Origin of the sequence: Gilliamella sp. B2889 (genome assembly GCF_026536885.1) — a bacterium.
Taxonomy (GTDB): domain Bacteria; phylum Pseudomonadota; class Gammaproteobacteria; order Enterobacterales; family Orbaceae; genus Gilliamella; species Gilliamella apicola_E.
In genome coordinates this window covers 424,937-449,507 of sequence record NZ_JAFNNF010000003.1, presented here as the reverse complement: position 1 = coordinate 449,507, position 24,571 = coordinate 424,937, and the positions used below count along the sequence as shown (strand labels likewise).

22 protein-coding genes are annotated in these 24,571 nt (G+C 35.5%); 16 read left to right on the top strand and 6 right to left on the bottom strand.

Features of this window, described 5'->3' with window-relative positions; all coding sequences use genetic code 11:
- Positions 1-801: 801 nt before the first annotated feature.
- Entirely contained in the window at positions 802-1,875 is a 1,074-nt protein-coding gene (gene mltB / locus J3U09_RS07035; RefSeq protein ID WP_267357635.1) for a lytic murein transglycosylase B, read from the bottom strand.
- 54 nt (positions 1,876-1,929) lie between these two features.
- Positions 1,930-2,931: a 2-hydroxyacid dehydrogenase gene (locus tag J3U09_RS07030; RefSeq protein WP_065562123.1), complete on the bottom strand. Its 1,002-nt coding sequence runs from the start codon at positions 2,929-2,931 to the stop codon at positions 1,930-1,932.
- 236 nt (positions 2,932-3,167) lie between these two features.
- Between J3U09_RS07030 and J3U09_RS07025 the strand changes: the two genes are divergently transcribed.
- The 14 genes from J3U09_RS07025 to J3U09_RS06960 all read left to right on the top strand — a co-directional run bounded on the left by J3U09_RS07025 (position 3,168) and on the right by J3U09_RS06960 (position 17,194).
- Positions 3,168-4,433, top strand: coding sequence for an AmpG family muropeptide MFS transporter (locus J3U09_RS07025; RefSeq protein ID WP_267357633.1), 1,266 nt, complete (start codon positions 3,168-3,170; stop codon positions 4,431-4,433).
- Between the two features lie 8 nt (positions 4,434-4,441).
- Entirely contained in the window at positions 4,442-5,095 is a 654-nt protein-coding gene (locus J3U09_RS07020) for an NAD(P)H-dependent oxidoreductase (RefSeq protein WP_267357630.1), read from the top strand.
- 520 nt (positions 5,096-5,615) lie between these two features.
- Positions 5,616-6,569, top strand: coding sequence for a thioredoxin-disulfide reductase (gene trxB / locus J3U09_RS07015; protein WP_267357629.1), 954 nt, complete (start codon positions 5,616-5,618; stop codon positions 6,567-6,569).
- Positions 6,566-8,299: a heme ABC transporter permease/ATP-binding protein CydD gene (cydD, locus tag J3U09_RS07010; RefSeq protein WP_267357628.1), complete on the top strand. Its 1,734-nt coding sequence runs from the start codon at positions 6,566-6,568 to the stop codon at positions 8,297-8,299. Before trxB ends, cydD begins: the two co-directional genes overlap by 4 nt.
- Positions 8,293-9,918 (top strand): heme ABC transporter ATP-binding protein/permease CydC, encoded by a 1,626-nt coding sequence (cydC, locus tag J3U09_RS07005; RefSeq protein ID WP_267357626.1) that lies wholly within the window; start codon positions 8,293-8,295, stop codon positions 9,916-9,918. The genes cydD and cydC overlap by 7 nt, the downstream gene beginning before the upstream one ends.
- Positions 9,919-10,075: 157 nt before the next feature.
- The gene (gene rsfS / locus J3U09_RS07000; protein ID WP_065734345.1) at positions 10,076-10,393 is read left to right on the top strand and encodes a ribosome silencing factor; all 318 of its coding nucleotides are present in this window, start codon (positions 10,076-10,078) and stop codon (positions 10,391-10,393) included.
- Between the two features lie 4 nt (positions 10,394-10,397).
- A complete protein-coding gene (rlmH, locus tag J3U09_RS06995; protein ID WP_220225000.1) occupies positions 10,398-10,868 on the top strand; it encodes a 23S rRNA (pseudouridine(1915)-N(3))-methyltransferase RlmH in 471 nt (156 codons plus the stop codon).
- A gap of 13 nt (positions 10,869-10,881) precedes the next feature.
- On the top strand, positions 10,882-11,340 hold the full coding sequence (ybeY, locus tag J3U09_RS06990; protein WP_065562131.1) for an rRNA maturation RNase YbeY: 459 nt from the start codon (positions 10,882-10,884) through the stop codon (positions 11,338-11,340).
- Between the two features lie 77 nt (positions 11,341-11,417).
- The gene (corC, locus tag J3U09_RS06985; RefSeq protein WP_065734343.1) at positions 11,418-12,284 is read left to right on the top strand and encodes a CNNM family magnesium/cobalt transport protein CorC; all 867 of its coding nucleotides are present in this window, start codon (positions 11,418-11,420) and stop codon (positions 12,282-12,284) included.
- 10 nt (positions 12,285-12,294) lie between these two features.
- Positions 12,295-13,818, top strand: a complete 1,524-nt coding sequence (gene lnt, locus J3U09_RS06980) for an apolipoprotein N-acyltransferase (protein WP_220225001.1) — start codon at positions 12,295-12,297, stop codon at positions 13,816-13,818.
- Between the two features lie 226 nt (positions 13,819-14,044).
- A complete protein-coding gene (locus J3U09_RS06975) occupies positions 14,045-14,953 on the top strand; it encodes a glutamate/aspartate ABC transporter substrate-binding protein (RefSeq protein ID WP_065562134.1) in 909 nt (302 codons plus the stop codon).
- Positions 14,954-15,034: 81 nt separating this feature from the next.
- A complete protein-coding gene (locus tag J3U09_RS06970) occupies positions 15,035-15,769 on the top strand; it encodes an amino acid ABC transporter permease (protein ID WP_065734340.1) in 735 nt (244 codons plus the stop codon).
- A 1-nt stretch (position 15,770) separates the two neighbouring features.
- Entirely contained in the window at positions 15,771-16,472 is a 702-nt protein-coding gene (locus J3U09_RS06965; RefSeq protein ID WP_065562136.1) for an ABC transporter permease subunit, read from the top strand.
- Positions 16,469-17,194: an amino acid ABC transporter ATP-binding protein gene (locus J3U09_RS06960; RefSeq protein WP_065562137.1), complete on the top strand. Its 726-nt coding sequence runs from the start codon at positions 16,469-16,471 to the stop codon at positions 17,192-17,194. The genes J3U09_RS06965 and J3U09_RS06960 overlap by 4 nt, the downstream gene beginning before the upstream one ends.
- Positions 17,195-17,244: 50 nt before the next feature.
- Here J3U09_RS06960 and recD read toward each other — a convergent pair whose 3' ends face one another.
- Together recD and J3U09_RS06950 are read right to left on the bottom strand one after the other, a co-directional pair.
- Positions 17,245-19,095, bottom strand: a complete 1,851-nt coding sequence (gene recD / locus J3U09_RS06955; protein WP_267357625.1) for an exodeoxyribonuclease V subunit alpha — start codon at positions 19,093-19,095, stop codon at positions 17,245-17,247.
- A 24-nt stretch (positions 19,096-19,119) separates the two neighbouring features.
- Positions 19,120-20,697, bottom strand: a complete 1,578-nt coding sequence (locus tag J3U09_RS06950; RefSeq protein WP_065734338.1) for a DUF4139 domain-containing protein — start codon at positions 20,695-20,697, stop codon at positions 19,120-19,122.
- Between the two features lie 228 nt (positions 20,698-20,925).
- Between J3U09_RS06950 and nadR the strand changes: the two genes are divergently transcribed.
- Complete coding sequence (gene nadR / locus J3U09_RS06945) at positions 20,926-22,170, top strand: multifunctional transcriptional regulator/nicotinamide-nucleotide adenylyltransferase/ribosylnicotinamide kinase NadR (RefSeq protein ID WP_065562140.1); 1,245 nt, start codon at positions 20,926-20,928, stop codon at positions 22,168-22,170.
- Positions 22,163-22,867: a nicotinamide riboside transporter PnuC gene (gene pnuC, locus J3U09_RS06940; RefSeq protein WP_065562141.1), complete on the top strand. Its 705-nt coding sequence runs from the start codon at positions 22,163-22,165 to the stop codon at positions 22,865-22,867. The genes nadR and pnuC overlap by 8 nt, the downstream gene beginning before the upstream one ends.
- Positions 22,868-22,921: 54 nt before the next feature.
- Here the strand turns inward: pnuC and J3U09_RS06935 are convergent, their stop codons facing one another.
- Entirely contained in the window at positions 22,922-23,548 is a 627-nt protein-coding gene (locus J3U09_RS06935; protein WP_065562142.1) for a protein-L-isoaspartate(D-aspartate) O-methyltransferase, read from the bottom strand.
- Positions 23,548-24,564: a tRNA pseudouridine(13) synthase TruD gene (gene truD / locus J3U09_RS06930; protein WP_267357623.1), complete on the bottom strand. Its 1,017-nt coding sequence runs from the start codon at positions 24,562-24,564 to the stop codon at positions 23,548-23,550. The genes J3U09_RS06935 and truD overlap by 1 nt, the downstream gene beginning before the upstream one ends.
- Between the last annotated feature and the right edge of the window lie 7 nt (positions 24,565-24,571).

Genomic DNA, 24,571 nt, shown 5'->3' with positions numbered 1-24,571 from the left:
AAGTATTCGTTGATGGTGTATATTGCGTTCCATCTGATAAGGATATCCCTAGTAAATCGTCAGTGTTAACTACGCGTGTACGACCTCCATCGAAGGTTAAATACGGCGCACTGCCATGAATAATATTAGTTGTTTTAGAGGTTAATGCATGACTTGAAAAAGGGATCAAAAAAAACACCCCTAAAAAGATCGGCTGCGATAAATTAGATCGATAAAAGGATCGATAAAAGGATCCTAAAAAGGATCGCGCGAAAATTTTGGAAATTTCGCTGACTCTGGCGAAAAAATGAACTTTTGTGAAAAAAGAAGATTGAGTGCTTAACTTTAGCGAATTTAAATTAGAGGTTGGCCAAGTTGCCTGTTGCCTGTTGCCTGTTGAAAATTATAGAACATCTGCGACAATCCTGTCAAGTATATTTATGATTTATTTACTATTTTTCTAATTATTGTTTTAGCTATCCCGCTAAAATTATGTAAAAAGTATAGTGACTGAAAAAACCAGGTGCAATACTTTTTTTACTTTAGATCGTTAACTTTCGTAAAGATGATCATAAAAAAGCATGATTAAAAAATAACTACTCATTGTTTTAATTAAAAATATAGCATTTACAAAACTTTAATAATTATAATTATTGATCCTGAAAAATTTTATCTTAGCATTTAGAATTAATGATGTTGATCATTAAATAGTTCTGAAGTGGAATTTAGAAGATCAAAAACCCCGTTCCTCAACTTTTTAGATAGTTTATTAGGATTAATAAAAAAGGTCGCAACTGCGACCTTTTGCTTTTAAGGTTAATTTTATCTAGCTTGTTTAACGGCTAATCCCAATTGCCATACTGCCATTGCATAATGTGTGCTATGGTTGTAGCGGGTGATGACGTAGAAGTTAGGTAGTCCATACCAAAATTGGTAATTATCACCCATGTCTAAACGTAATAAGCTGACTTCTTTATGACCGTCGATTGAGCTTTTTGGTTTTAATCCTGCTTTAGCTAGATGTTCAATCGTATATTTGGTGCTAAAGCCTGTATCGAGTTCGATCGCTTGACCATCAGCAACCACTGCGACTTTTTTGTTTCGTTGCCAGCCGTGAGCTTTGAAATAGTTTGCTACACTGCCGATTGCATCAACCGGATCCCATAAGTCGGTATGACCGTCATGGTTGAAGTCGATAGCATGATTTCTAAAGGCTGATGGCATAAATTGTCCGTAGCCCATTGCTCCTGCAAATGATCCATTTAAATCAAACGGATCAACACCTTCATCACGACACATAATTAAGAAGTCTTCAAGTTCCTTAGCAAAGTATTGTGATCGTCTTGGGTAATAAAATGCTAGGGTTGATAATGCGTCGATAATTTTGGTTTTGCCCATTACTCTTCCCCACCCGGTTTCAACGCCTATAATTCCGACGATAATTTCAGGTGGTACACCGTACTCTTTGTAAGCACGTTGTAGATCTTTGTCATATTTATTCCAAAATTCGACACCTTTAGGTAAGTTACCTGGGGTGATGAATTTATTTTTATAACGAATCCATGCGCCATTAGGTACGTTTGACGTTCCTGATTTTGGCGCTTGTTTGTCCATTAAACCAATAACCCAATCAAGTTTGTTGGTTTGTTCTAAAACATTGCGAAGTTGTTGGCGATTAAAGCCATGTTTATTTACCATCATTGTGATAAATTTTTCTTTATCGACCGATAAAGGGGCACTATTGGCTTTTGGTTCTTTGTGTTGTTTTTCTAGATAAACGCCACCCTTTACATTCGAATGTCCTCGATGCTGCTGCATTGGCGATTTCGATGATCCCCCACTCGAACAAGCAGTGAGCCATAAAACCATCATGACACAAATAACGATACGTTGCATAAATCATCCATATTCATTTAGTTAAAAAACGGCGACATATTAAATTATTTATTGTTATTTAACAATATTTTGACACTCTTTTCCTGCTGCTATTTGCGCTATATTATTTAAGGTTGTGTCAGAGATATTTAATAGTGCTTCTTGGGTTAAAAACGCTTGATGACCAGTAAAAATCACGTTATGGCAGGCTGATAATCGACGGAATACGTCATCTAATATGACATCATTAGATTTATCTTCGAAAAATAGGTCTCGTTCGTTTTCGTAAACATCCATACCTAGTGCACCGATTTTGGTCTGTTTTAACGCTTCGATTGCAGCGGTTGCATCCAATAAACCACCTCGGCTTGTGTTGATAATCATCACACCATTTTTCATTTTGTTGAATGACTCTTTATTTAGTAGATGATAATTTTCAGGAGACATTGGGCAATGTAAGGTGATAACATCTGATTTGGCATAGAGTTCGTCTAATTGAACATATTGTGCACCTAATTCAACAGCGATATCATTTGGATAAGGATCATAAGCAAGGATATTCATGCCGAATCCTTTTAAGATGCGGATCACTGCTTGGCCAATTTTACCCGTTCCAATCACACCTGCTGTACGATTATGCATGTTAAAACCTGTTAAGCCGTCTAACGAGAAGTTAGCGTCGCGAGTACGTTGGTAAGCTTTGTGGGTTCTGCGGTTTAGTGTCATCATCAATGCAACCGCATGTTCAGCCACCGCTTCAGGAGAATAAGCTGGCACACGAACAACGGTGATCCCTAATTTTTTTGCTTCATCAAGATCAACATTATCAAAACCCGCACAGCGTAATGCTAAGATTTTAATACCATAATGGGCTAATTTTTGTAGAACTAATTTATCAACTTCGTCGTTAACAAATACACAAACAGCATCATAACCTTGCGCGGTGACAACCGTTTTATGGCTTAATTTATGCTCATAATATTCGATATCAAAACCAAAGTGTTTGTTGGCGATTTCGAGATGTTCTTTGTCGTAATGCTTACTGCTAAAAACAGCGACTTTGACTGTTTCTTTCATACTGCAATCCCCCTTATAGGCGTTTAATTAATGCATCTTTTAAGTTTTAGTGATGATTGAAACGCATTGTTTACTTGATATTTTTTTGGCGAATGTTGATTAAATGCTTACTTTTGAATGTTGAGTTAAAAATTAACCTGTATAGTAAAACGCTTTATGTTAGCTTTAGCAATTATTTTTTTTATTAATATGCTATGATAGCACTTTGCTATATAACTGACCGATAATGTTAACTAATGAATAAAAAACAAGTTTCTCTTCTTAGGACTATCTTTTCCACTAAAATGCTTATCTGTATTTTTACTGGTTTGGCTTCCGGTCTTCCTTTTTATTTGTTAATTCAACTTTTACCTGCTTGGTTAACCAGTGAAGGGCTGAATATAAAAGCTATTGGTGCATTTTCATTAACTCAACTGCCCTATATTTTTAAATTTGTTTGGGCGCCATTTATGGACAATATTTCACTGTTTGGGATGGGGCGTCGACGGGGATGGATGTTTCTGTCGCAAATAATATTGCTCTTTTTTATTGCAATATTGGGGTGTTTTTCACCGACTCTGAATATTTGGATTATTGCTACACTCTGTTTCATTATTGCGCTGTTTTCAGCCACGCAAGATATCGCTTTAGATGCATTTCGCCAAGAAATTCTTTCTGATACTGAACTTGGATTAGGGAACAGTATTCATATTAACGTTTATCGTCTTGCCAGTTTGGTGCCCGGTTCATTATCGCTAATCTTATCTCATTTTTTACCTTGGAGTAGCGTTTTTATGGTCACGGCGCTATTTATGTTGCCCGTGATAATTATTACCTTGTTGATAAAAGAACCAATTAATAAACCAATACCAAAATCCCATAATTTTGAAGATATTATTATCAATCCTTTTTTAGAATTTATTAAAAGAAAAGGCGTTAAATCCGCGATGATCATTTTGGCCTTTATATTTTTATATAAGTTAGGCGATAGCATGGCGACATCGTTAGCGACTACTTTTTATATGAAAATGGGATTCAGCCTACCAGACATTGGTTTGATCGCTAAAAATGCGCAATTATGGCCAGGGATATTAGGCGGAATTATGGGCGGCATTTTGATGATAAAAATAGGGATTAATCGGGCTTTATGGTACTTTGGTTTTGTTCAAGTCTTTTCTATTTTAGGTTTTGCCTGGTTATCAATTGAAGGCCCTTTTAATGATATTGGTGTCAGTGAAAAAATAATGTTAGCCATAGTGATCAGTATTGAATCATTGGGGGTTGGTCTTGGTTCGGCAGCTTTTGTTGCTTTTATAGCCAAAACCACGAATCCATTATATACTGCAACACAGTTTGCGTTATTTAGCAGCATCGCTTCTATTCCTCGAACATTGATTAATTCAACAACAGGAATTATGGTTGAATATTTAGGATGGACCAACTTTTTTGGTTTATGTACGCTATTAGCAATACCCGGCATGGTGTTACTGTTGAAAGTGGCACCATGGAATAAGAAATCTTAGGAGACATTATGGACAAACTATCGTTAGCTTTGGAGTTTAGACATGCTTGTAAACGGTTTGATGAATCAAAAAAGATTAGTCATAGCGATATTGAAATTATTTTAGACGCGGGTCGTTTATCGCCTTCTTCGTTTGGTTTTGAGCCTTGGCATTTTGTCGTTGTCGATAATGCAGATATCAAAGCTGAATTGCGTGCTGCTTGTTATAACCAAGAACAAGTTACTAGCTGTTCACATTTTGTGATCTTACTTTATCGTAAAGCGAATAATTTTACTTTGCAAAGTCCTTATTTACGTCAGTCGATTGCAAGATCATTGCCCGATCAGAACGATCAAACGGCAATTGATAAAGCCAGCCAAGATTTTCTTAACTATATTGCCTATGGTTTACGAGAAGGTTTAAATGCTGATAGCTGGTCAGAAATGCAAGACTATATTGCTGCTGCAAATATGATGACCACAGCGGCTTATCATGGTATAGATTCTTGTGCCCTTGGCGGATTCCAATATGATAAGGTAATTAATATTTTAGAAAAACATATTCCAACATTTAGTCGTGATGTATTTGGTGTTGGGCTGTGTTTAGCGTTTGGTTATCGTATTGATGAGCAACCACCTCATATTCGTTGGTCACTTGAAGATATCACCACTTTCCTATCTTAATTATTATTAGTTTAATGTCGTCAACTGGCGGCATTAAATCTTTTTTTAACAATTATTCAGACGTGTTATTGAGCGTTTGCGCATTTACTGATAGTGAATCTAAAATAAATTCAACACCCAATAATATATTTGCGATTTTTGAATCGTTAATATTCTGCTGAGTTGAGTTTAAAATTTCTTTTACCCACGTAGTTTTAGCTGATAGCATTTCCATTTTTTTAATGGTGGCTTGTCGTATTTCGAGTGAAGGCGTTATCGCCTAATGATTAAAACAGTAATAATTAATTATTAAAACTTATAAAAACTTTAGATAAATAAAATCAATTTGTTAAAAACATAAGTTAATTTAACAAGTTGAAAATATAAGGAAAATTAACGTTACTCCGTGTTATTTATCACCTTCACCTATTGCTGTAATAAACATTTTTTTTACAAGAAAATAGTTGATAATGTTAGACTTATCATCTATAAATTGCGCTAATCATATTTTATTTAGCCAGAATAATAGGAAGGATACAAAATGAAAACCAAACATGCCCGTTTATTAATTTTAGGGTCAGGCCCTGCTGGCTATACCGCAGCGGTTTATGCCGCGCGAGCAAATCTCTCTCCAGTATTAATAACTGGCACTCAACAAGGTGGACAACTTACCACCACGACCGAGATCGAAAACTGGCCAGCAGCAAATCCAGAATTAACGGGTCCTGAACTTATGGTGAAAATGCAACAACATGCCGAACGATTTGATACCGAAATTATTATCGATCATATCGATAGCGTTGATTTTAGCCAAAAGCCATTCAAACTATTTGGTAGCGATACGGAGTATAGTTGTGATGCGTTAATCATTGCAACTGGTGCCTCCGCACAATATCTCGGGTTGCCTTCTGAAGAAACTTTTAAAAGTAAAGGTGTGTCAGCCTGTGCTACATGTGACGGTTTCTTTTATCGTAATCAGAAAGTGGCTGTAGTTGGTGGCGGTAATACTGCGATTGAAGAGACCCTTTACTTGGCTAATATTGCCAGTGAAGTCCATTTAATCCACCGTCGCGATAGTTTTAGGGCTGAAAAAATCTTAATGAATCGTTTAGCTGAAAAAGTACAAGAAGGTAAAGTCATTTTGCATACTCATCAAATCGTCGATGAAATTCTTGGCGATAATATGGGCGTAACGGGTGTAAGATTACGAAGTACTATCGATTCTGATCTAACCGAAGAGTTATCAGTAATGGGGGTATTTATTGCTATTGGTCATAAACCCAATACTGCAATTTTTGAAGGCCAACTTGAACTTGATAATGGTTATATCAAGGTGAAATCAGGTACTGAAGGTAATGCAACACAAACTAGCGTAGAAGGAATTTTTGCTGCGGGCGATGTTATGGATCATATTTATCGACAAGCCATTACCTCGGCAGGAACAGGCTGTATGGCTGCGTTAGATGCTGAACATTATTTAGATAAATTAAAATGACACTAGATAAAAAACGTCAAAATTATTTACTTAGCTGGTTAAAACAGCACACAAAAATGCATAAACCAGATTTGCGTGCTTCAGTTTTATTCGGTTTTTTGTTGAGTCTATTAATGATCGGCCAAGCTGCTTTATTGGCGATTATTTTGCAGAAGTTGATCATCGATCAGACTCCTTTTACCAAAGTTTTCCCTTATTTTTTATCTTTACTTGTCATCCTATTGGCGCGTGGCTTGCTTATTTACTTTCGTGAAAAGATTAACTTTGCTTTAGGCCAAAAAATCCGCCAACAAATTCGGCAAAAAATTATCGATCAGTTTGAATTGTTTGGTCCTGCATATTTAAGTCAAAGTACTACTGGAGCTTGGAGTACCTTAGTTATTGAGCAGGTCGATAATTTGCATGATTTTTTTGCTCGCTATTTACCGCAAATGCGCCTGGCAAGTATGGTGCCGATATTAATTTGTATTGCTATTTTCCCTTTTAACTGGGCCGCGGCCGTTATTTTGCTTTGTACTGCTCCGCTAATTCCTATTTTTATGATTTTAGTGGGAATGGGAGCCGCGGATATTAATCGTCGTCATTTTAAAGCACTCTCTTATTTAAGTGGGCACTTTTTAGATCGCCTTAAAGGGCTGAGTACTATTCGCTTATTTAATCAAGGCAAACAGCAAACCGAGCAAATTGCCAAGGCGTCTGAAGATTTTCGAATTAAAACGATGCAAGTATTAAAGATGGCGTTTTTGTCATCAGCGGTTTTGGAATTTTTTACGTCGATTTCGATTGCAATTGTGGCGGTCTATTTTGGTTTTTCGTATTTAGGGGAGTTTGATTTTGGTGCTTATAATGGCACGGTCACGTTATTTGCTGGTTTTTTTGCCTTGATTTTAGCACCTGAATATTTTCAACCGCTACGTGATTTGGGAGTCTATTATCATGCCAAAGCAGAAGCCATTGCCGCAGCTGATAATATTGAAACTTTTTTAAATAAAAAATTGCCACTTGATAGCGTTCAGAAAAAAAACGAGTCTAATCAATCATCATCAACCATTCCTTCTGAAATAAATGTTTTAAAAACAATTGAAGCGAAAGATCTTATCGTGTTATCTAACGAAGGGATGCCTATTGTTGGCCCGCTTAGCTTTTCATTACAAGCGCCATTTAAATTAGCGTTAATTGGTACTAGTGGTGAAGGTAAAAGTTCTATAATGCAAGTATTGCTTGGCTTTTTACCTTATCAGGGTTCGCTAAAAATTAATGGGATTGAATTTAATCAGCTTGATTTAGTAAGTTGGCAACATCAAATCAGTTGGATTGGGCAAAATCCTTATTTGATTAATGGTTCGATTCGTGAAAATATTCTACTGGGTAAACCCATGGCGAGCGCCAATGAAATTGACGAGGTTATTGCAAAAGCGCAATTATCTGATGTTATCGATCAATTACCAGAAGGCGTCGATACCCAAGTTGGTGAAGATGCGGTTAGATTATCAGTCGGACAAGCTCAGCGCATCGCCCTTGCTAGAGCAATGCTGAAACCTTGCCAATTACTGATACTTGATGAACCGACCGCAAGTTTAGATAAGCAGACAGTTCAGCAGTTGGCACCCTATGATATTGCGACAAATAGTATCACTATCACCCATCAACATGATGATATGCATGAATTTGACCAAGTATGGAAATTGTCGAAAGGACAACTTAACGCCATCAAGGAGAGCTTATGCTAGCGCTATTACGTCCCTATATTGCACTTTATAAGCACTACTTTTGGCAAATTGTTATTGGATTAGGTTTAGCTATTCTTACATTATTTGCCAGTGTTTTTTTACTTTCTTTATCTGGATGGTTTTTAGCTTCTACCGCGGTAGTCGGTGTGGCGGGTTTATATACGTTTAATTATATGTTACCTGCCGCGGGCGTAAGGGCTGCTGCCATTATGCGAACGGCATCCCGTTATGCTGAGCGTTTGGTTGATCACAATACCACCTTTAAAATATTAGCGTATTTAAGAACATTAGCATTTAAAAAAATTCTTCCTTTAAGCGCTAACCAGTTATCCCAATATCAAAAAGCCGATCTTCTTAATCGTTTTATTGTGGATATTGATGCCCTTGATCATCTCTATCTAAAACTCTTTTCACCTATTGTAACGGCACTGGTAATTATTGTGCTCTTGTTTGTCGGATTAAGTTATATCAACTTTCCTATTGCATTAATTATCAGCATGGTACTAACTACTACTCTACTTGCTATACCGGTGATCTTTTATTATGCAGGTAAACAATTAGGCGAAATACTGGCTAAACAGCAAAGTGAGTATCGCGCATTGTTGGTTAATTATCTACAAGGCCAAGCTGAACTGACTTTATTTAATGCGCAAGATCGTTATCGCTCAAAACTCGACAAACTTGAATCAGATTGGCTTTATCATCAACAAAAGCAGTCTACTTTAATGGCTCTCTCGAGTGCTCTTGTGGTATTAATTGCTGGCTTTTTGACTTTGTTAGTGCTTTGGCTTATCACTCAATATACATTATCGCCTTTAGTTGCCCTATTTGTGTTTGTCTGCCTTGCTAGTAGTGAAATTTTAGCACCAATCCCTACTGCATTTATCTTTTTAGGGCAAGTATTAGCGTCAGCCAAACGAACAACAGCTTTATTTGATCAAACACCAGATATCCAGTTTGTCGAGCAAGGCAGATCGATAGATTTGACTACCGCAAAACTGCGGTTTGAAGATGTTTGCTTTAGCTACCCAAATCAACCTTTTGCAGTTTTAAGCCATTTTTCATTAACAGTTGAAGCCGGTAAACATATTGGCTTAATTGGTAAAACCGGTTGTGGCAAATCTACATTACTTAATTTAGTCACGCGCGCGTGGGAACCCACTTCAGGTAATATCTTTATCAACGATATACCGATTAATCAACTTGACGAGCCAACTTTACGTCAGGCGATTGCTGTGGTTCCTCAAGTGATAACTATTTTTAGTGACTCGCTTAGACAAAATTTGTTAATCGGTAATCCAAACGCTTCTGATCAACAGTTAATGGATATTTTACATCAAGTTGGGCTTTCCAAATTGATCTCAACCAATCAGGGTTTAGATTTGCCATTAGGGCAAGGAGGACGATCATTATCAGGTGGTGAAACTCGACGTATCGGTATTGCTCGGGCATTACTACATAATTCACCATTAATGTTGATGGATGAGCCTACCGAAAGTCTTGACCAACAAACTGAACTGCAGATAATTGAACTTATCAAAAACTACGATAAAACTCTGCTGATGGTTACACATAGATTAACGGATAATCCATTGTTTGATCAGGTGGTTGAGTTGTAAGATTTGGGGTGTCAAAAACCCCGTTCCTCAACTTTTTTTATTTTAAAAAGTGCGCTCCTCACATTTTTTGATTTGTACTGATTGAGATGTGCTATTTTCAAGGCGATTTTGAAAAAATATGCTATACTAGCGCTTTATGTATATTAGTAGAGAGTATATTTTGCAACAATCATTACAAGACTTTATTATTGATAAAATTGATGATTTAAAAGGCAAGGATATTGTTACCCTTGATGTGCGTGGTAAGTCAAGTATCACCGACTATATGATTATTTGTACTGGAACTTCAAATCGTCATGTTTCGTCAATTGCAGGGCATCTACTTGATGAAGCTAAAAAGCAAGGACATGTGGTATTAGGCAGTGAAGGCCAAAATGATGCGGATTGGGTAGTCGTTGATATGGATTCGGTGATCGTTCATATAATGCAAGAAGAGAGCCGACAATTATACGAACTCGAGAAGCTTTGGAGTTAGTTACGTGAAACTACAGCTTATTGCTGTTGGCAACAAGATGCCAAATTGGGTAACCACCGCTTTTGATGATTACCAATCTCGATTCCCCAAAGATATGCCTTTAGAACTCATTGAAATCCCCGCAGGAAAACGGACTAAAAATGCCGATATTGCGCGTATTTTAGATAAAGAAGGTGAGCAGATGCTGGCTTCTTGTAGTAAAGGTAATCGCATTGTGACGCTAGATATTCCCGGTAAACCTTATACCACTCATGATTTAGCTAAGCAACTTGAACGTTGGAAAGCAGATGGGCGTGATGTTAGTTTGTTAATTGGTGGACCTGAGGGGCTATCTCCCGCTTGTAAAGCTGCTGCTGAGCAGAGTTGGTCGCTATCACCTTTAACGCTACCACATCCACTAGTTAGAGTGATTGTATCTGAAAGCCTTTACCGTGCTTGGAGTTTAACGGCTAATCATCCTTATCATCGTGAATAGGTTGGATATTTGAATGAATATTTTAGATTTGCAAATTGCCACCGAGCAGCAAGATAATCTGCCAAGTGAGCAACAAATTATGCAGTGGTTAGAGGTAATTTTACCGCAGTTTGTGGAGAATGCTGAAATCACTATTCGGATTGTCGATAAGGAAGAGAGTCAACACCTTAATCATACTTATCGCAATAAAGATAAGCCAACCAATGTTTTGTCGTTTCCTTTTGAATCGCCGGTTGAAATTGATGTTCCATTACTTGGCGATTTGGTGATTTGTAAGCAAGTGGTTGAAGCTGAAGCAATTGAGCAACATAAGTCGTTAACATCACATTGGGCGCATATGATTGTTCATGGCTGTTTGCATTTATTAGGATATGATCATATCCTTGACGAAGAAGCCGAAGAAATGGAAAATATCGAAATCGATATAATGGCACAGTTAGGATTTGATAATCCTTATTTATTAATTGATTAGATGACTAATTTTTAATAGTCTGTTTAATATAAAATTATAACTCAAAATACATTTGATATATGAAAGGAAGAGAGCAAATGAGTGATGATAATCACCGGAGACCCAAAAAAGGGTTTACATTATGGTTAAGTCAATTATTCAATTCAGAACCAAAAGATAAAGATGAACTTATTGAAGTGATTCGTGAAGCAGAAGAAAACGAACTTATTGATCCAGATACCCTTGATATGATCGAAGGTGTAATGGATATAGCTGATCAGCGCGTTCGCGATATCATGATCCCCCGCTCTCAAATTGTAACAATCAAAGATAATTTTTCCCTTGATGAATGTTTAGATATTATTTCTGAACACGGCCATTCACGCTACCCGGTTATTAGTGAAGATAGAGACCATATTGAGGGAGTACTTTTAGCCAAGGATTTACTTATTTATATTCGACAAGGTGTTAATGATTTTGACTTGAAGAAGATCCTTAGACCGACTGTTGTTGTTCCTGAAAGTAAACGCGTTGATCATATGTTAAAAGAGTTTCGTATGCAGCGCTATCATATGGCGATGGCCATTGATGAGTTTGGTGGCGTTTCAGGTTTAGTGACTATCGAGGATATTTTAGAACTTATTGTTGGCGATATTGAGGATGAATACGATGAGGTTGAAGATCGGGATATTCGTCGTTTATCACCAACTATGTACTCCGTTCGTGCCCTTACGCCAGTTGAAGATTTTAATGAGATCTTTGGCACCTCATTTAGTGATGAGGAGATGGATACTATCGGCGGTTTGGTGATGCAACATTTTGGGCGTTTACCAATTCGTGGCGAGACGATTACTATCGATGGCTATCAATTTAAGGTAACCATTGTTGACCGTAGACGAATTATTCAATTGCATGTCACAATTCCTGAAGATGCAGTTGTTCCTAATTTAGAGCAAAATGCTTAAGCACATTCTATTGAGCCTTTTTTTAGGCGCCATTGCCGTATTTAGTTACGCGCCCTTCCATTTTTGGCCGATTGCCTTTGTGTCTTTTGCTGGGCTTTTATGGTTAGTTGCTGATAAAACAAAAAAGCAAGCTATGCTAGTTGGCTTTAGTTGGGGTGTTGGCTACTTTTTAGCTGGTGTTCACTGGGTTTATATCAGTATTAAACAATATGGCGAAGTGCCAACGTCAGTTGCGATTATTATTTTGGGGCTGTTAGTTAGCTATTTAGCACTCTATCCAATGCTATTTGCTTGGTTATTGAGAGCCTGTGACCGTTTTGCAACTAAGTGTTCAATGAAACAATTGGTTTTACTGGCACCAATTTTGTGGCAAGTTACCGAATTTTTACGAGGCTATATTTTAACAGGATTCGCTTGGTTAGAATTAGGTTATAGTCAACTTGATAGCCCTTTACGAAATTATTTCCCAATCGTTGGAATTAATGGGGTAACGTTACTCTTTACTATATGCTGTGGATTGGGTGTTTATTATTTGTACCATTTCAAGCAATCAGCCTTTATAAAGCACACATTTGGTGCAATTGTCGCACTATTTGCGATCATTTTTGCACCAGTTTCACTCAATTCAATTAATTGGACAACCATTGATCATTCCCGGACAGCTAATTTCAGCTTAATTCAAGGAAATATTTTACAATCACTACGTTGGAGCAGAGAGCAGTTAGATAACACTTTACAAACCTACGCTTCATTAACCGAAAAGAATTTTGGTAAAGATAAAATTATTATTTGGTCAGAAGCCAGTATTACTGATTACGAGATAAATCAGCAACCTTATTTACAGTTTTTAGATAATGAAGCCAGAGCAAATGGCAGTGAAATTGCAGTTGGTATTATTGATTATCGTATTGGTAATAATGGTTATCAAGCAAATCCAGATATTTATAATACTTTACTCGTTTTAGGTGAACATACCCCATATCAATACCCTACCGCAAATCGATATCAAAAACATCATTTGGTACCTTTTGGCGAGTTTACACCACTCCAATCGTTGTTAGATCCTATTGCAGATATCCTTGATATCCCTATGTCGTCAATGCAAGCGGGAGCAGAAAAGCAACCTCAGCTTACAATGAAGGGATTTAAGTTTACTACTGCAATTTGTTATGAGGTAATTTTATCAAATTTGATGTGGAAGAATTTTGCACCTGATACAGATTTTTTATTGACCGTTTCAAATGATGCTTGGTTTGGTGATAGTATTGGGCCAAAACAACATTTGCAAATGGCACAAGCTAGAGCGTTAGAGTTTGGTCGACCAATGATTCGTAGTACCAATACCGGTATTACAGCAATTATTGACCATCATGGTTATATTATTGAGCAATTACCGCAATTTCAAACCAATGTTTTAAATTATACGTTATCTCCAACTGTTGGTTTGACTCCTTATGCTAGATTTGGCGATCTAGCTTATTATCTTATTCTTTCTTTGCTATTTATCTTGGTTTTTGTAAAAAAACGTCGATAATCAATTTTTTGGCATAAATATTGCTTGTATATTATTGAAATTCAAAAAATTGTCTGAGTTAAATTTTTGTGAAAATCTAGATAAACCTAGGTTGTAGCTTGTCCTTTTAATCGATAAATATACAGTAAAAAGTACTTTTATGATGAAAAATAAGTTATAATATACGCCCTTTGTAAAAATATTAAATTTATTTAATATGATACAAATTAAACAGTAGGAGATGAGTATGAACAAAAAGACAAAATTAACCAAATTAGTGTTATCATTAGCAATGCTTGGACTAATGAGTGGTGCCGCTGTTGCTGAAGAATTAAGTGGTACATTAGCCAAAATTAAAGATAGTGGTGTGATTGTTGTTGGTCATCGTGAATCTTCTATTCCATTTTCCTACTATGGTGAAAAACAAGAAGTTATTGGCTATTCACAAGATTATTCTAATTTAATTGTCGATGCAGTTAAAAAAGAGTTGAATATGCCGGATCTTAAAGTTAAATATTTACCGGTTACTTCTAAAACGCGTATTCAATTACTTAATAACTATACTTATGATTTTGAATGCGGTTCTACTACTAACAATCTTGAGCGCCAAAAGACAGTAAGCTTTTCTGATAGCATTTTTATTGTTGGTACTCGATTCTTAGTGAAAGCAGACAGCAATATTAATAGTATCGAAGATTTAAAAGGTAAAAATGTGGTAACTACTGCGGGTACTACCTCTGAAGTCCGATTAAATCAAATTAATAATAAAGATAATTTAGGTATTCGTATTATTACGCCTAAAGATCATGGTGATGCATTTAATGCCCTTGAAACAGGTCGTGCTGCTGCATTTTTAATGGATGATGCACTTTTAGCTGGTGAACGTTCACGCGCTATCAATCCAGCTGAATGGAAAATTGTTGGCGAGCCATTATCTTACGAATCCTATGGTTGTATGTTAAGAAAAGGCGATACCCAATTTAAACAATTGATGGATAAAGCTATTGCTGATGCACAAAAATCTGGTAAAGCATTAGAGTCTTATAACAAATGGTTTACTCAACCAGTTCCACCTAAAGGTGCGAATATGGCTCTTGAAATTTCACCTAAAATGGTTGAGCTTTTTGCAAATCCAAATGATAAAGCATTAGATTAATACTTTTCATATCTTTCTAATCCAATGTACTAAATGTTTTTGCATTTAGTACATAATCTAATTTAGTGAAATAAATATATTATGAGTTTCAATTGGACACTATTTTTTGAATCCACCCCTTATGGTGATGGAATTTACTTAAACTGGCTTTTTGACGGTATTATCGTTACCGTTTCATTAGCAGTAACAGCTTGGATTATTGCATTCATACTAGGATCACTAGTAGGGATTTGCAGAACTTTAGAAAATAAATTTCTAAATAGCTTTGCTGCCGGTTATATCCAGCTTTTCCGTAATATCCCATTACTTGTTCAGATGTTTTTATGGTATATGCTTTTTCCAGAAATTTTATCTGGTAGCTTAAAAACATGGTTTATTTCTGGCATTTCTCCTAATGTCAGCGCATTTATTACTGCGGCAATCGCTTTAGGTTTGTTTACTTCTGCACGTATTGCAGAACAAGTTAGAACAGGTATTCAAACTCTACCTAAAGGCCAACGTTATGCGGCAATTGCGCTTGGTTTAACCAATCGACAAGCTTATATGTATGTTTTATTACCTAATGCTTATCGTCGTATTATTCCACCATTAACATCTGAAATGACCAACATCATTAAAAACTCATCAGTGGCTTCGACCATTGGGCTTATTGATTTGATCGGTCAAATCGATCGTATTAATGATGCAACTAATAGTATTATTGAAATATTATGTGGCGTTACCATTGCGTTTATGTTGATAAACTATGCTGTGTTAACGATTATGCGTTTTGTTGAAAAACATACACGCTTACCTAATATGAGTCATGGAGGTTAATATGCAAATTTTAAGTTGGATTGCAGATATACCTTCATTGGTTTTAAACAATTATCATTTATTGTTATCTGGATTATGGCTAACAACTAAGATCACCTTTACCGCTGTTGTATTCGGTATTATTTGGGGAACTGTGCTAGCTTTAATGCGTTTATCAAATAATAAAATTTTAAATATTTTTGCTAAATGTTATGTCAATTTATTCCGTTCCATTCCATTACTATTAGTGTTGTTATGGTTCTATTTAGCATTACCACAAGTTATTAAGCATGTATTTAATTTGCCACCATATGCTGATGTTAGGGTTGTTTCAGCAATGATTGCGTTTGCTTTATTTGAAGCAGCCTATTATTCAGAAATCATTCGTGCTGGTATTAATGCCGTTGCTAAAGGTCAGTATCATGCCGCTTATGCGTTGGGTATGACTAAAGGCCAGGCAATGCGTTTGATAATATTACCGCAAGCATTTAGATCAATGGTACCATTGTTATTAACCCAAGGTATTATCTTGTTCCAAGATACATCTTTAGTTTATGTGATGAGTTTAATTGATTTATTTGGTGCAAGTGTGACACAAATTGGTGTCGTTCAAGGTGGCACAGTTAAGTATTCAATGATTATTTTTGCAGCAATAAGTTACTTTATAATTTGTTATACTGCTTCTCGTTTAGTTAATTATTTCAAGAAAGGGATAAGTAGATGATCTCCTTAGAAAATGTATCAAAATGGTACGGAAAATTTCAAGTATTAAAAAACTGTACTACTAAAGTAGGTAAAGGCGAAGTTGTTGTTGTCTGTGGACCATCAGGTTCTGGTAAATCAACATTAATTAAAACCGTTAATGGTTTAGAGCCTATTCAGAAAGGTAAAATTACGATTGATGGTACTGAGATTACTGATCCATCGACTAATTTAGCAAAACTACGTTCTAAAGTGGGTATGGTGTTTCAGCATTTTGAGCTTTTCCCACATCTGACAATTTTGAAGAATCTGACACTAGCTCAAGTTAAAGTGCTTGGCCGATCAAATGAAGAAGCACGTGAAAAAGCCCTTTCTCTTTTAGATCGTGTGGGTTTGTTAGCACATGCCGATAAATTCCCTGCTCAACTTTCTGGTGGACAACAACAACGTGTTGCGATTGCTCGTGCACTTTGTATGGATCCAATTGTTATGTTATTTGATGAACCAACTTCAGCACTTGATCCAGAAATGGTTAACGAAGTGTTAGACGTTATGGTTGAATTAGCCTATGAAGGGATGACAATGATGGTTGTGACCCATGAAATGGGCTTTGCTCGCAAAGTTGCGCATCGCGTTATTTTTATGGATGCCGGTGAGATCATTGAAGATACTTCTAAAGAACAGTTCTTTACTAATCCACAATCTGATCGTGCTAAAGACTTTTTAGCGAAGATCATCCATTAATATATAAAAAGCACCAGCTATTATTAGTTGGTGCTTGCTTAATCTTTTCTTTAATTCTTTTGCGAATAATTTGCTATTTGCTCAACTAATCCACTTTCCCGATGTATTTGACTTTTAACCACGCACTCTAATATTTTGGCATCAGCGTAAATGGATACTGACTTTTTCGCCCTAGTGATTGCCGTATAGAGTAGAGAGCGATTAAGTAACGGTGAGAATTCAGTGGGTAGTATTATATTTACATGATCAAATTCAGAACCTTGTGATTTGTGTATTGTCATTGCATAGGCTGTTTCATGTTCAGGTAGTCGATAAGGTGAAAAACCTTTAATGACTCCATCAGAAAATGGAAAATAGACTCGCAATTTAGAACTATCATGTTCAGCTGTTAGTGTAATTCCTATATCACCGTTGTATAAACCTAACGATGTGCTGTTACGTAAAATCATAACTGGTCGACCGATATACCATTGTTCACGTTGATTTAATTTGATCAATTTATGTTTGGCTAGTAGCAGTTCAATTTGTTTATTTAATCCTTTTACGCCAAATTTTCCTTCACGCACAGCACATAATAAACGGCATTGAGCGAATTTAGTTAAAACTGTAGCGATATCATTATTGGCGTGATGTCTAATGGCATTTAAGTAATCTTTATAGTGTTCAATACAGTCTTCCAATAGAACTTGGTAGATTTGATTTGATGAAAGTTCATAATAACTGACATCTTGTAATGTATTATCAGCAAGTAGCTTTTTAACATTATGATACTGCCCTTCTTTTACTGCATTTGCTAACAATCCAATACCGGATGACTCGTTAAATCGATAACTTTTTTTCAGTAAACAGATGCTATCAGCGATTGTTGTTACAGGTTGATCCGTAATTGGGATGGTATAGCCGGTTAACTTACTTAGCTCATCTGCCCTTGATTGACTATACCCATTTGAAATAAAGTGACATAAGTCTCCAAAGACCGCTCCGGCCTCAACCGATGAAAGTTGGTCTTTGTCACCTAATAAAATTAATCGGGCAGAAGTCGGTAAGGCTTCAATAATTCTCGCCATCATATTGAGATCAACCATTGAGGCTTCATCAATTACAAGAACATCGATATGTAATTGGTTGTTCTTGTTATAACTAAAAGAGCGATTATCAGTCTTTGCGCCCAATAGTCGATGAAGTGTTACCGCTTCGGTTTTAATATTTAATGATTCAAAAGATAGCTGTTCAATTGCTCGCCCTAATGATTCAGTTAATCGTGATGCAGCTTTGCCGGTTGGCGCAGCTGCTACGATTCGTGTTGCTGGGTTGTTTAATACGATTCCAGCTAGAATTTTAGCTACGGTAGTTGTTTTACCTGTTCCCGGTCCACCAGAGATGATGGCAACTTTTCGTGTTAATGCAACAGCAACAGCAATTTTTTGCCAGTCAATACTTGCGCTGTTGTGAGTAAAGAGTTGGTCGAGTATTTTCTTTAAGTCGATACTCGACGTAATATCCAATTGAGTTTGATTGAAATATTGCGCAACAAAACGTTCATCTAACCACATGCGTTGAAAATAGAGTTTGTTTTCAATAAAAACTAAAGGTGCGAGTTGTTCACCAAAACTGACAACATGTTTATTAGATGCTAACTTAAGTACATTAACCCAATCGTCATTCGTCGGTGAATAAAGTTCTGACCAGATTTGTGGCTCAATATTTTCTAATCGAGTAAGATCAAGGCACACGTGCCCTGCTCTTACTTCCATACTTAAGGATAAAACTAAAAAAGCAAAACGTTTAGCAATGACTTCATCTTCACAATCAATTTTATTAACCAAAAATTGAGCCAAATGAAGATCTAATAAACTGATCTGACTATTTTGCTTAAATTGTTCTAACCACGTAATTAACATACTTTATTCTTTGTTTTATTAGGTTTATAAACCATATATATCTCGTTCTTTACCATCTGGATAAGTGATTTTAAAACTTAGATTAAGGTTTTTAGTTTCACTTGGGTTTAAGTTGAATTGCCACGTTAATAATCCGGTTTGTTTGTCATATACTGCGCCATCATATTTGGCATCATCAAGTGTTACCGCTTTATTTAAGATAACAGGTAGTTGATCCTTCACAACAATATTTATTGGCAACGCTTTGGTATTTTTGACATCAATAGTATAAGCATATTTTTCTGAAACATCATTACCAAATAGTGTAGGAGTCGAGGTCTCTTTTATATTACGATTTCGAGAAACTAAGATATTTTTATCACGCCCTAATGAAAAATCCAATGAGCCTTTAGTATTTTTGGTTGAAATGATAGTTTCCCCCATAAAATCACCACTGAAAAAGATATTGGCTTTTCCTGATAATAAATTCAGCTTATCCCAATCATTTATTTGCGCTAGTAAGTATACGCTACTATCAAATTTTGGTATGGAAACATATTGGTAATTTGCTTTAACATCTTTAGTTTGTAATGTGATTATGTTACTTTTACTATCATTTTTGATTGTATAAGGTAATTTGATATCAAAATGGGTATTGATACCTAATGTATTAACATTGCCAATTTGACTAGGATTAACCAATTGCGATTTGGCATCGCGTTCATAATAATCTTCTTTATCAGATTTGGAAAAAAATAAACCGCTTTTTTCATTATAAACGTCAATATACCAGGGATTAAAATCTGGTGGAGTAATATCTATGCTCGGATTAGATGTCGATAAACTGAAATCAACATTTTGCCAATCTAAACCCGTGTTTTGGTGGATTTCTGCTTTATATGTTAATTGGAGTGGCGAATTGATATCCGCTACTCGCACATCATAAGCTGGTTCCCAACCTGCTTTAGTTGTGATATATGAAAGCGTGATAGGTAGCGTTATATCTTTGTCAGAAGCAACTTTGACTATAACAGCATTGTGTAATTTTCCATTGTTATTCTGATTTTCATCTAGTTTTTTCTCATATTCGCTTATCTGCCTGTCTAACTCATCGATTTCTTTTTGTAATCGATTTTGTTCATTTAACGCAGTGGTCAAATTGGTTTTCACAAAATCTAATACATTTTTCATTGCTGTTAAGTCATCAGGTCCTTTTTTAGCTAAAGTATCTAAACGGTTACCTTGTAAAAGCATAATTTGTTCATTAACAGCTTTGAGTTCGATTTCTAATGTATCGCGATCTTCTTGTAACTTATTCATTTTTTTAACAGTTAATAGAGTATCTTCGCCGTTACGAATATTAGCCAGATAGTTATCACTAAATGATGTAGATAATACTCGGACGTCACTATTATTACCAAAACCTACATTGATTGTATTTGGTTTAACATCATTAGCAATACCAGTTAATACTATTTCACTTTCACCTTTAGTTAATGAAACAGTTGACTGACCTTGTAATTCTGCTCCCTGAATAAATAATGTCACTTTATTTAATTTAACGTTATTATCTGCCAAAGCACTACCTGAAATTAATGCAATTGCTAATGCAATTTTTTTCATTGAATTATTTCCTTATATCATTCTGATTTTAATTATTAAACTATAGATGTTACTTAAAATGAAGATTGCCTATTTTTAAGATTATAAAAGTATCTCCTATTTTATATTTAATTACTATTAGATTTAAATTGATTAGGCAAAATTATTTTCCTTGTTTAATATATTGAACATTTATTAAAAATGATGTAAATTTAGTTCCAAATAAAAAACAAAAGGTAAGGAGGCGATATGAATGGTTTTAGTTATTTAAAAACTGCCATAAAACGCAAAAATTTATCGTTACAGACAGTTGCTGATGCCTGCCAAATGACCAAAGGTTATTTGAGCCAATTAATTAATGATAAAATCAAAAATCCTAGTGCTCAAAAATTACAATCACTACACCGTTATTTGCAAATTGATCCCAACAGTAAACATAAAAAGGTAGGTGTCATTTTTGGTAAGTTTTATCCATTACATACCGGACATATTTATCTTATTCAAAGAGCGATTAGCCAAGTTGACGAACTTTATGTGATTCTTTGTTCCGATACGATGCGAGATATGGCACTATTTAAAGAAAGCGCAATGTCACGCCAACCAACAATTAACGATAGGATTCGTTGGTTATTACAAACGTTTAAATATCAAAAAAATATTCATATTGAACTTTTAGAAGAAGACGGAATTCCTTCATATCCTAATGGTTGGAATGAGTGGAGTGATCGCGTTAAAAAGTTATTCAAGGAAAAAGGCATCAATCCTAGTTGCGTTTATTCGAGTGAACCACAAGATGTAGCGATGTATAAAGATTTATTCGATTTAGATACTGTGCTTATTGATCCTACCCGCCGATTTATGCAAGTTAGTGGTACACAAATTCGTCAAGCGCCTTTAAAAAATTGGCAATATATTCCAACTGAAGTTAGACCGTTTTTTGTACGAACTGTTGCTATTCTTGGTGGTGAATCGAGTGGTAAATCAACATTAGTTAATAAGTTAGCCAATATGTTTAATACCACTAGCGCTTGGGAATATGGTCGTGATTATGTGTTTTCTCAACTCGGTGGCGATGAACGAGCATTGCAATATGCTGATTACGATAAAATTGCATTAGGACATGCACAATATATCGATTTTGCTATCAAACATGCGAATAAAGTGTCGTTCATTGATACTGATTTTATTACCACGCAAGCATTTTGCAAAAAGTATGAAGGTAAAGAGCATCCATTTTTACAAGCCATGATCAACAACTATCGCTTTGATTTGGTTATTTTATTAGGTAATAACACGCCTTGGGTTGCTGATGGCTTACGTAGTTTAGGAAGTCCAAAACAACGGAAAGATTTTCAGCAACTACTAATCTCATTATTGAAAAAGAATCATATCAGCTATGTTCAAATCGACTCATCTGACTATGATGAACGTTATTTACGCTGTATTGAATTAGTCAATCAACTTATTAATGATAAGAGTATTAATTATGAATAATTTAAGAGATGTTATCATCGCTATTGGACGAAACAAGTTTTATCCACTATTTTGTATTATCTGCGTCACCCTTGCATTTTTGTATACTGATCCATTTAATAATTTCAATTTACGCTATGCCGTATCGTATGCTGGTGCATTTTTGGGATTATTGTGTGTCATTTTATTAGCTAAACGAAAAAACTTAGGAAATGTGCTGGGAATGCTTGCTGTAGTAGCTGAGTGTTGTGCCAATTTTCTTGGTGGCAATATTGGGGCTGGCTTACCTACTTTTTACTATTTTGGTTCACATATTTATGGATTATTTACTTGGCAAAAAAATCTCGATCAGAATAAAAATGTTAAAGTTCGTTCCTTAAATGAAAGTGCATTTTTATATGCGTTGATATTTTTAATTGTTGCAGCATTTTTTAATATCTATTTAACTAACGAAATCGGTGCGAGCAATACTTCATATCAACTCATTACAAATTGCTTTATATTCGGCTTAGGTGTAGTTGCGCAACTATTATTAATGATGAGGTACGCCTTCAATTGGTATTTGTGGGTATTGTTAAATGTATTAGTGATCGGTTTGAATATTTATACTGACAATATTGTTATTGCAACTCAATATTTAATTTACCTATTTAATGCATTATACGGTATTAGTGAATGGAAGCTTTCAGAAGAAAAAGCAAAAGAAAATAAATTATAGAGAACATTCAATCAAAAAATAGAAAATAATTGATTATTTTCTATTTTTTGCGATTTATTCAACATCCCCATCAACAAGCGGTACAAATTTTACTTCCCCAATATTTGTAGTTATAAAATTGTCTCCATCACGCTCAATTAATTGTAACGTTTGTTTGTTTTTACCAACAGGTAAAACTAAGCGCCCTTTGTCAGCAAGCTGTTCTAGAAGGCTTTGAGGAACTTCTGATGCTGCGGCAGTAACGATTATGCCGTCAAATGGACCTCGTTCAGGCCAACCTTGCCAACCATTACCATGACGAGTTGAGATGTTATGAATATCAAGTTGCTTTAATCGCCGTTTTGTATTCCATTGTAAACTTTTTATTCTTTCTACTGAGCAGACATGATCAACCAGCTTGGCTAGTACTGCGGTTTGATATCCTGAACCTGTACCAATTTCAAGCACTTTGGCTGTCGGCGTTAACCTTAGTAATTCAGTCATTTTGGCAACGATATATGGCTGAGAAATGGTTTGACCGCTACCTATTGGTAATGATCGGTCATCATAAGCTTGATGAGAAAGCGCTTCATCAACAAAATTTTCACGCGGTATTGAAGCTATAGCATCTAAAACACGATCATCTTTTATTCCCTGCTGGCGCAATAAATTAATCATAGCCTGCATTTTTGAATTTTGCATTACTCATTTCCAATTATCAATTCGCGTAAAACACTTGTAGCATAGCAACCAGAAGGTAAGTAGAAATTGATTTCAATATCATTTTCGCCTATCCATTGCCATTCAAGTTGCTCGGGGCGCAATAATATTGAGCGCCTGATTGTTTCCATTCGTTCTTTCTTGAATAATTCCTCAAAGCAAGACCAATGTTTTAAACAATTTGTTTCAAATTCTAATGCAACTGATGTTGTGCCCAATGGCGAATCACCAACCATTGGTGCAGTAATATTAATTTCGCCATTTTGCAAACGTTGTTGTAAAAGTGATAATTCATCAGTTTTAGACAAAAACCAACTATTACTTTTAGATAGTTGTAATATATCACCATCGAGCACCGTTTGCTGAATATTTTGTTTAATTCTTTGACTGACAATATCATTGAAAATAGCACTACGAGCAGCAGAAAGATAAAAACCTCTTTTTTTACGATCTTTAACTGAAATTTCGCCAGTTGCCCATTTTATTGCTTGGGTTATGTTATTTTGATCTCGTCCAAATCTTTGCTCACCAAAATAATTAGGGACACCATATTGTTTAATTGTGTTTAATTTAGGCTCAATATTATCGGTTAAGTTTCTTAAAATAATTTTAAAGCGATTACCTTTTAAAGCCCCTATTTTTAATTTTTTATTATGACGAGTAATCTGCAATATTCGACAGCCCGTTAAATCAAATTTTGAAAAATCAGGTGTTTCTTTACCTGGCATATGTAAGCTAAACCATTGCTGGGTAACTGCTTGACGGTCTTTAAGACCAGCATAACTGACATTTTTAGCTGAAATACCGACATATTTAGCTAATTGTTCGGCGACAAAGACCGTATTGCAATCTTTCTTTTCAAGATAAACTAAAACATGTTCACCTTCACCAGTAAGCTCAAAACCAAGCTCTTCAATAACGATGAAATCTTCAAATTGCTGTTTATATAAACCATGAGTTGTCGGTTTACCATAAAAATAATTAAGTTCTGCTAACACTTATTTT

What these genes read in the sequence shown, in the direction of transcription:
- mltB (WP_267357635.1), bottom strand. Translation starts at nt 1,875, where the DNA reads ATGCAACGTATCGTTATTTGTGTCATGATGGTTTTATGGCTCACTGCT.
- J3U09_RS07030 (WP_065562123.1), bottom strand. Translation starts at nt 2,931, where the DNA reads ATGAAAGAAACAGTCAAAGTCGCTGTTTTTAGCAGTAAGCATTACGAC.
- J3U09_RS07025 (WP_267357633.1), top strand. Translation starts at nt 3,168, where the DNA reads ATGAATAAAAAACAAGTTTCTCTTCTTAGGACTATCTTTTCCACTAAA.
- J3U09_RS07020 (WP_267357630.1), top strand. Translation starts at nt 4,442, where the DNA reads ATGGACAAACTATCGTTAGCTTTGGAGTTTAGACATGCTTGTAAACGG.
- trxB (WP_267357629.1), top strand. Translation starts at nt 5,616, where the DNA reads ATGAAAACCAAACATGCCCGTTTATTAATTTTAGGGTCAGGCCCTGCT.
- cydD (WP_267357628.1), top strand. Translation starts at nt 6,566, where the DNA reads ATGACACTAGATAAAAAACGTCAAAATTATTTACTTAGCTGGTTAAAA.
- cydC (WP_267357626.1), top strand. Translation starts at nt 8,293, where the DNA reads ATGCTAGCGCTATTACGTCCCTATATTGCACTTTATAAGCACTACTTT.
- ybeY (WP_065562131.1), top strand. Translation starts at nt 10,882, where the DNA reads ATGAATATTTTAGATTTGCAAATTGCCACCGAGCAGCAAGATAATCTG.
- corC (WP_065734343.1), top strand. Translation starts at nt 11,418, where the DNA reads ATGAGTGATGATAATCACCGGAGACCCAAAAAAGGGTTTACATTATGG.
- J3U09_RS06975 (WP_065562134.1), top strand. Translation starts at nt 14,045, where the DNA reads ATGAACAAAAAGACAAAATTAACCAAATTAGTGTTATCATTAGCAATG.
- J3U09_RS06970 (WP_065734340.1), top strand. Translation starts at nt 15,035, where the DNA reads ATGAGTTTCAATTGGACACTATTTTTTGAATCCACCCCTTATGGTGAT.
- J3U09_RS06965 (WP_065562136.1), top strand. Translation starts at nt 15,771, where the DNA reads ATGCAAATTTTAAGTTGGATTGCAGATATACCTTCATTGGTTTTAAAC.
- J3U09_RS06960 (WP_065562137.1), top strand. Translation starts at nt 16,469, where the DNA reads ATGATCTCCTTAGAAAATGTATCAAAATGGTACGGAAAATTTCAAGTA.
- recD (WP_267357625.1), bottom strand. Translation starts at nt 19,095, where the DNA reads ATGTTAATTACGTGGTTAGAACAATTTAAGCAAAATAGTCAGATCAGT.
- J3U09_RS06950 (WP_065734338.1), bottom strand. Translation starts at nt 20,697, where the DNA reads ATGAAAAAAATTGCATTAGCAATTGCATTAATTTCAGGTAGTGCTTTG.
- nadR (WP_065562140.1), top strand. Translation starts at nt 20,926, where the DNA reads ATGAATGGTTTTAGTTATTTAAAAACTGCCATAAAACGCAAAAATTTA.
- pnuC (WP_065562141.1), top strand. Translation starts at nt 22,163, where the DNA reads ATGAATAATTTAAGAGATGTTATCATCGCTATTGGACGAAACAAGTTT.
- J3U09_RS06935 (WP_065562142.1), bottom strand. Translation starts at nt 23,548, where the DNA reads ATGCAAAATTCAAAAATGCAGGCTATGATTAATTTATTGCGCCAGCAG.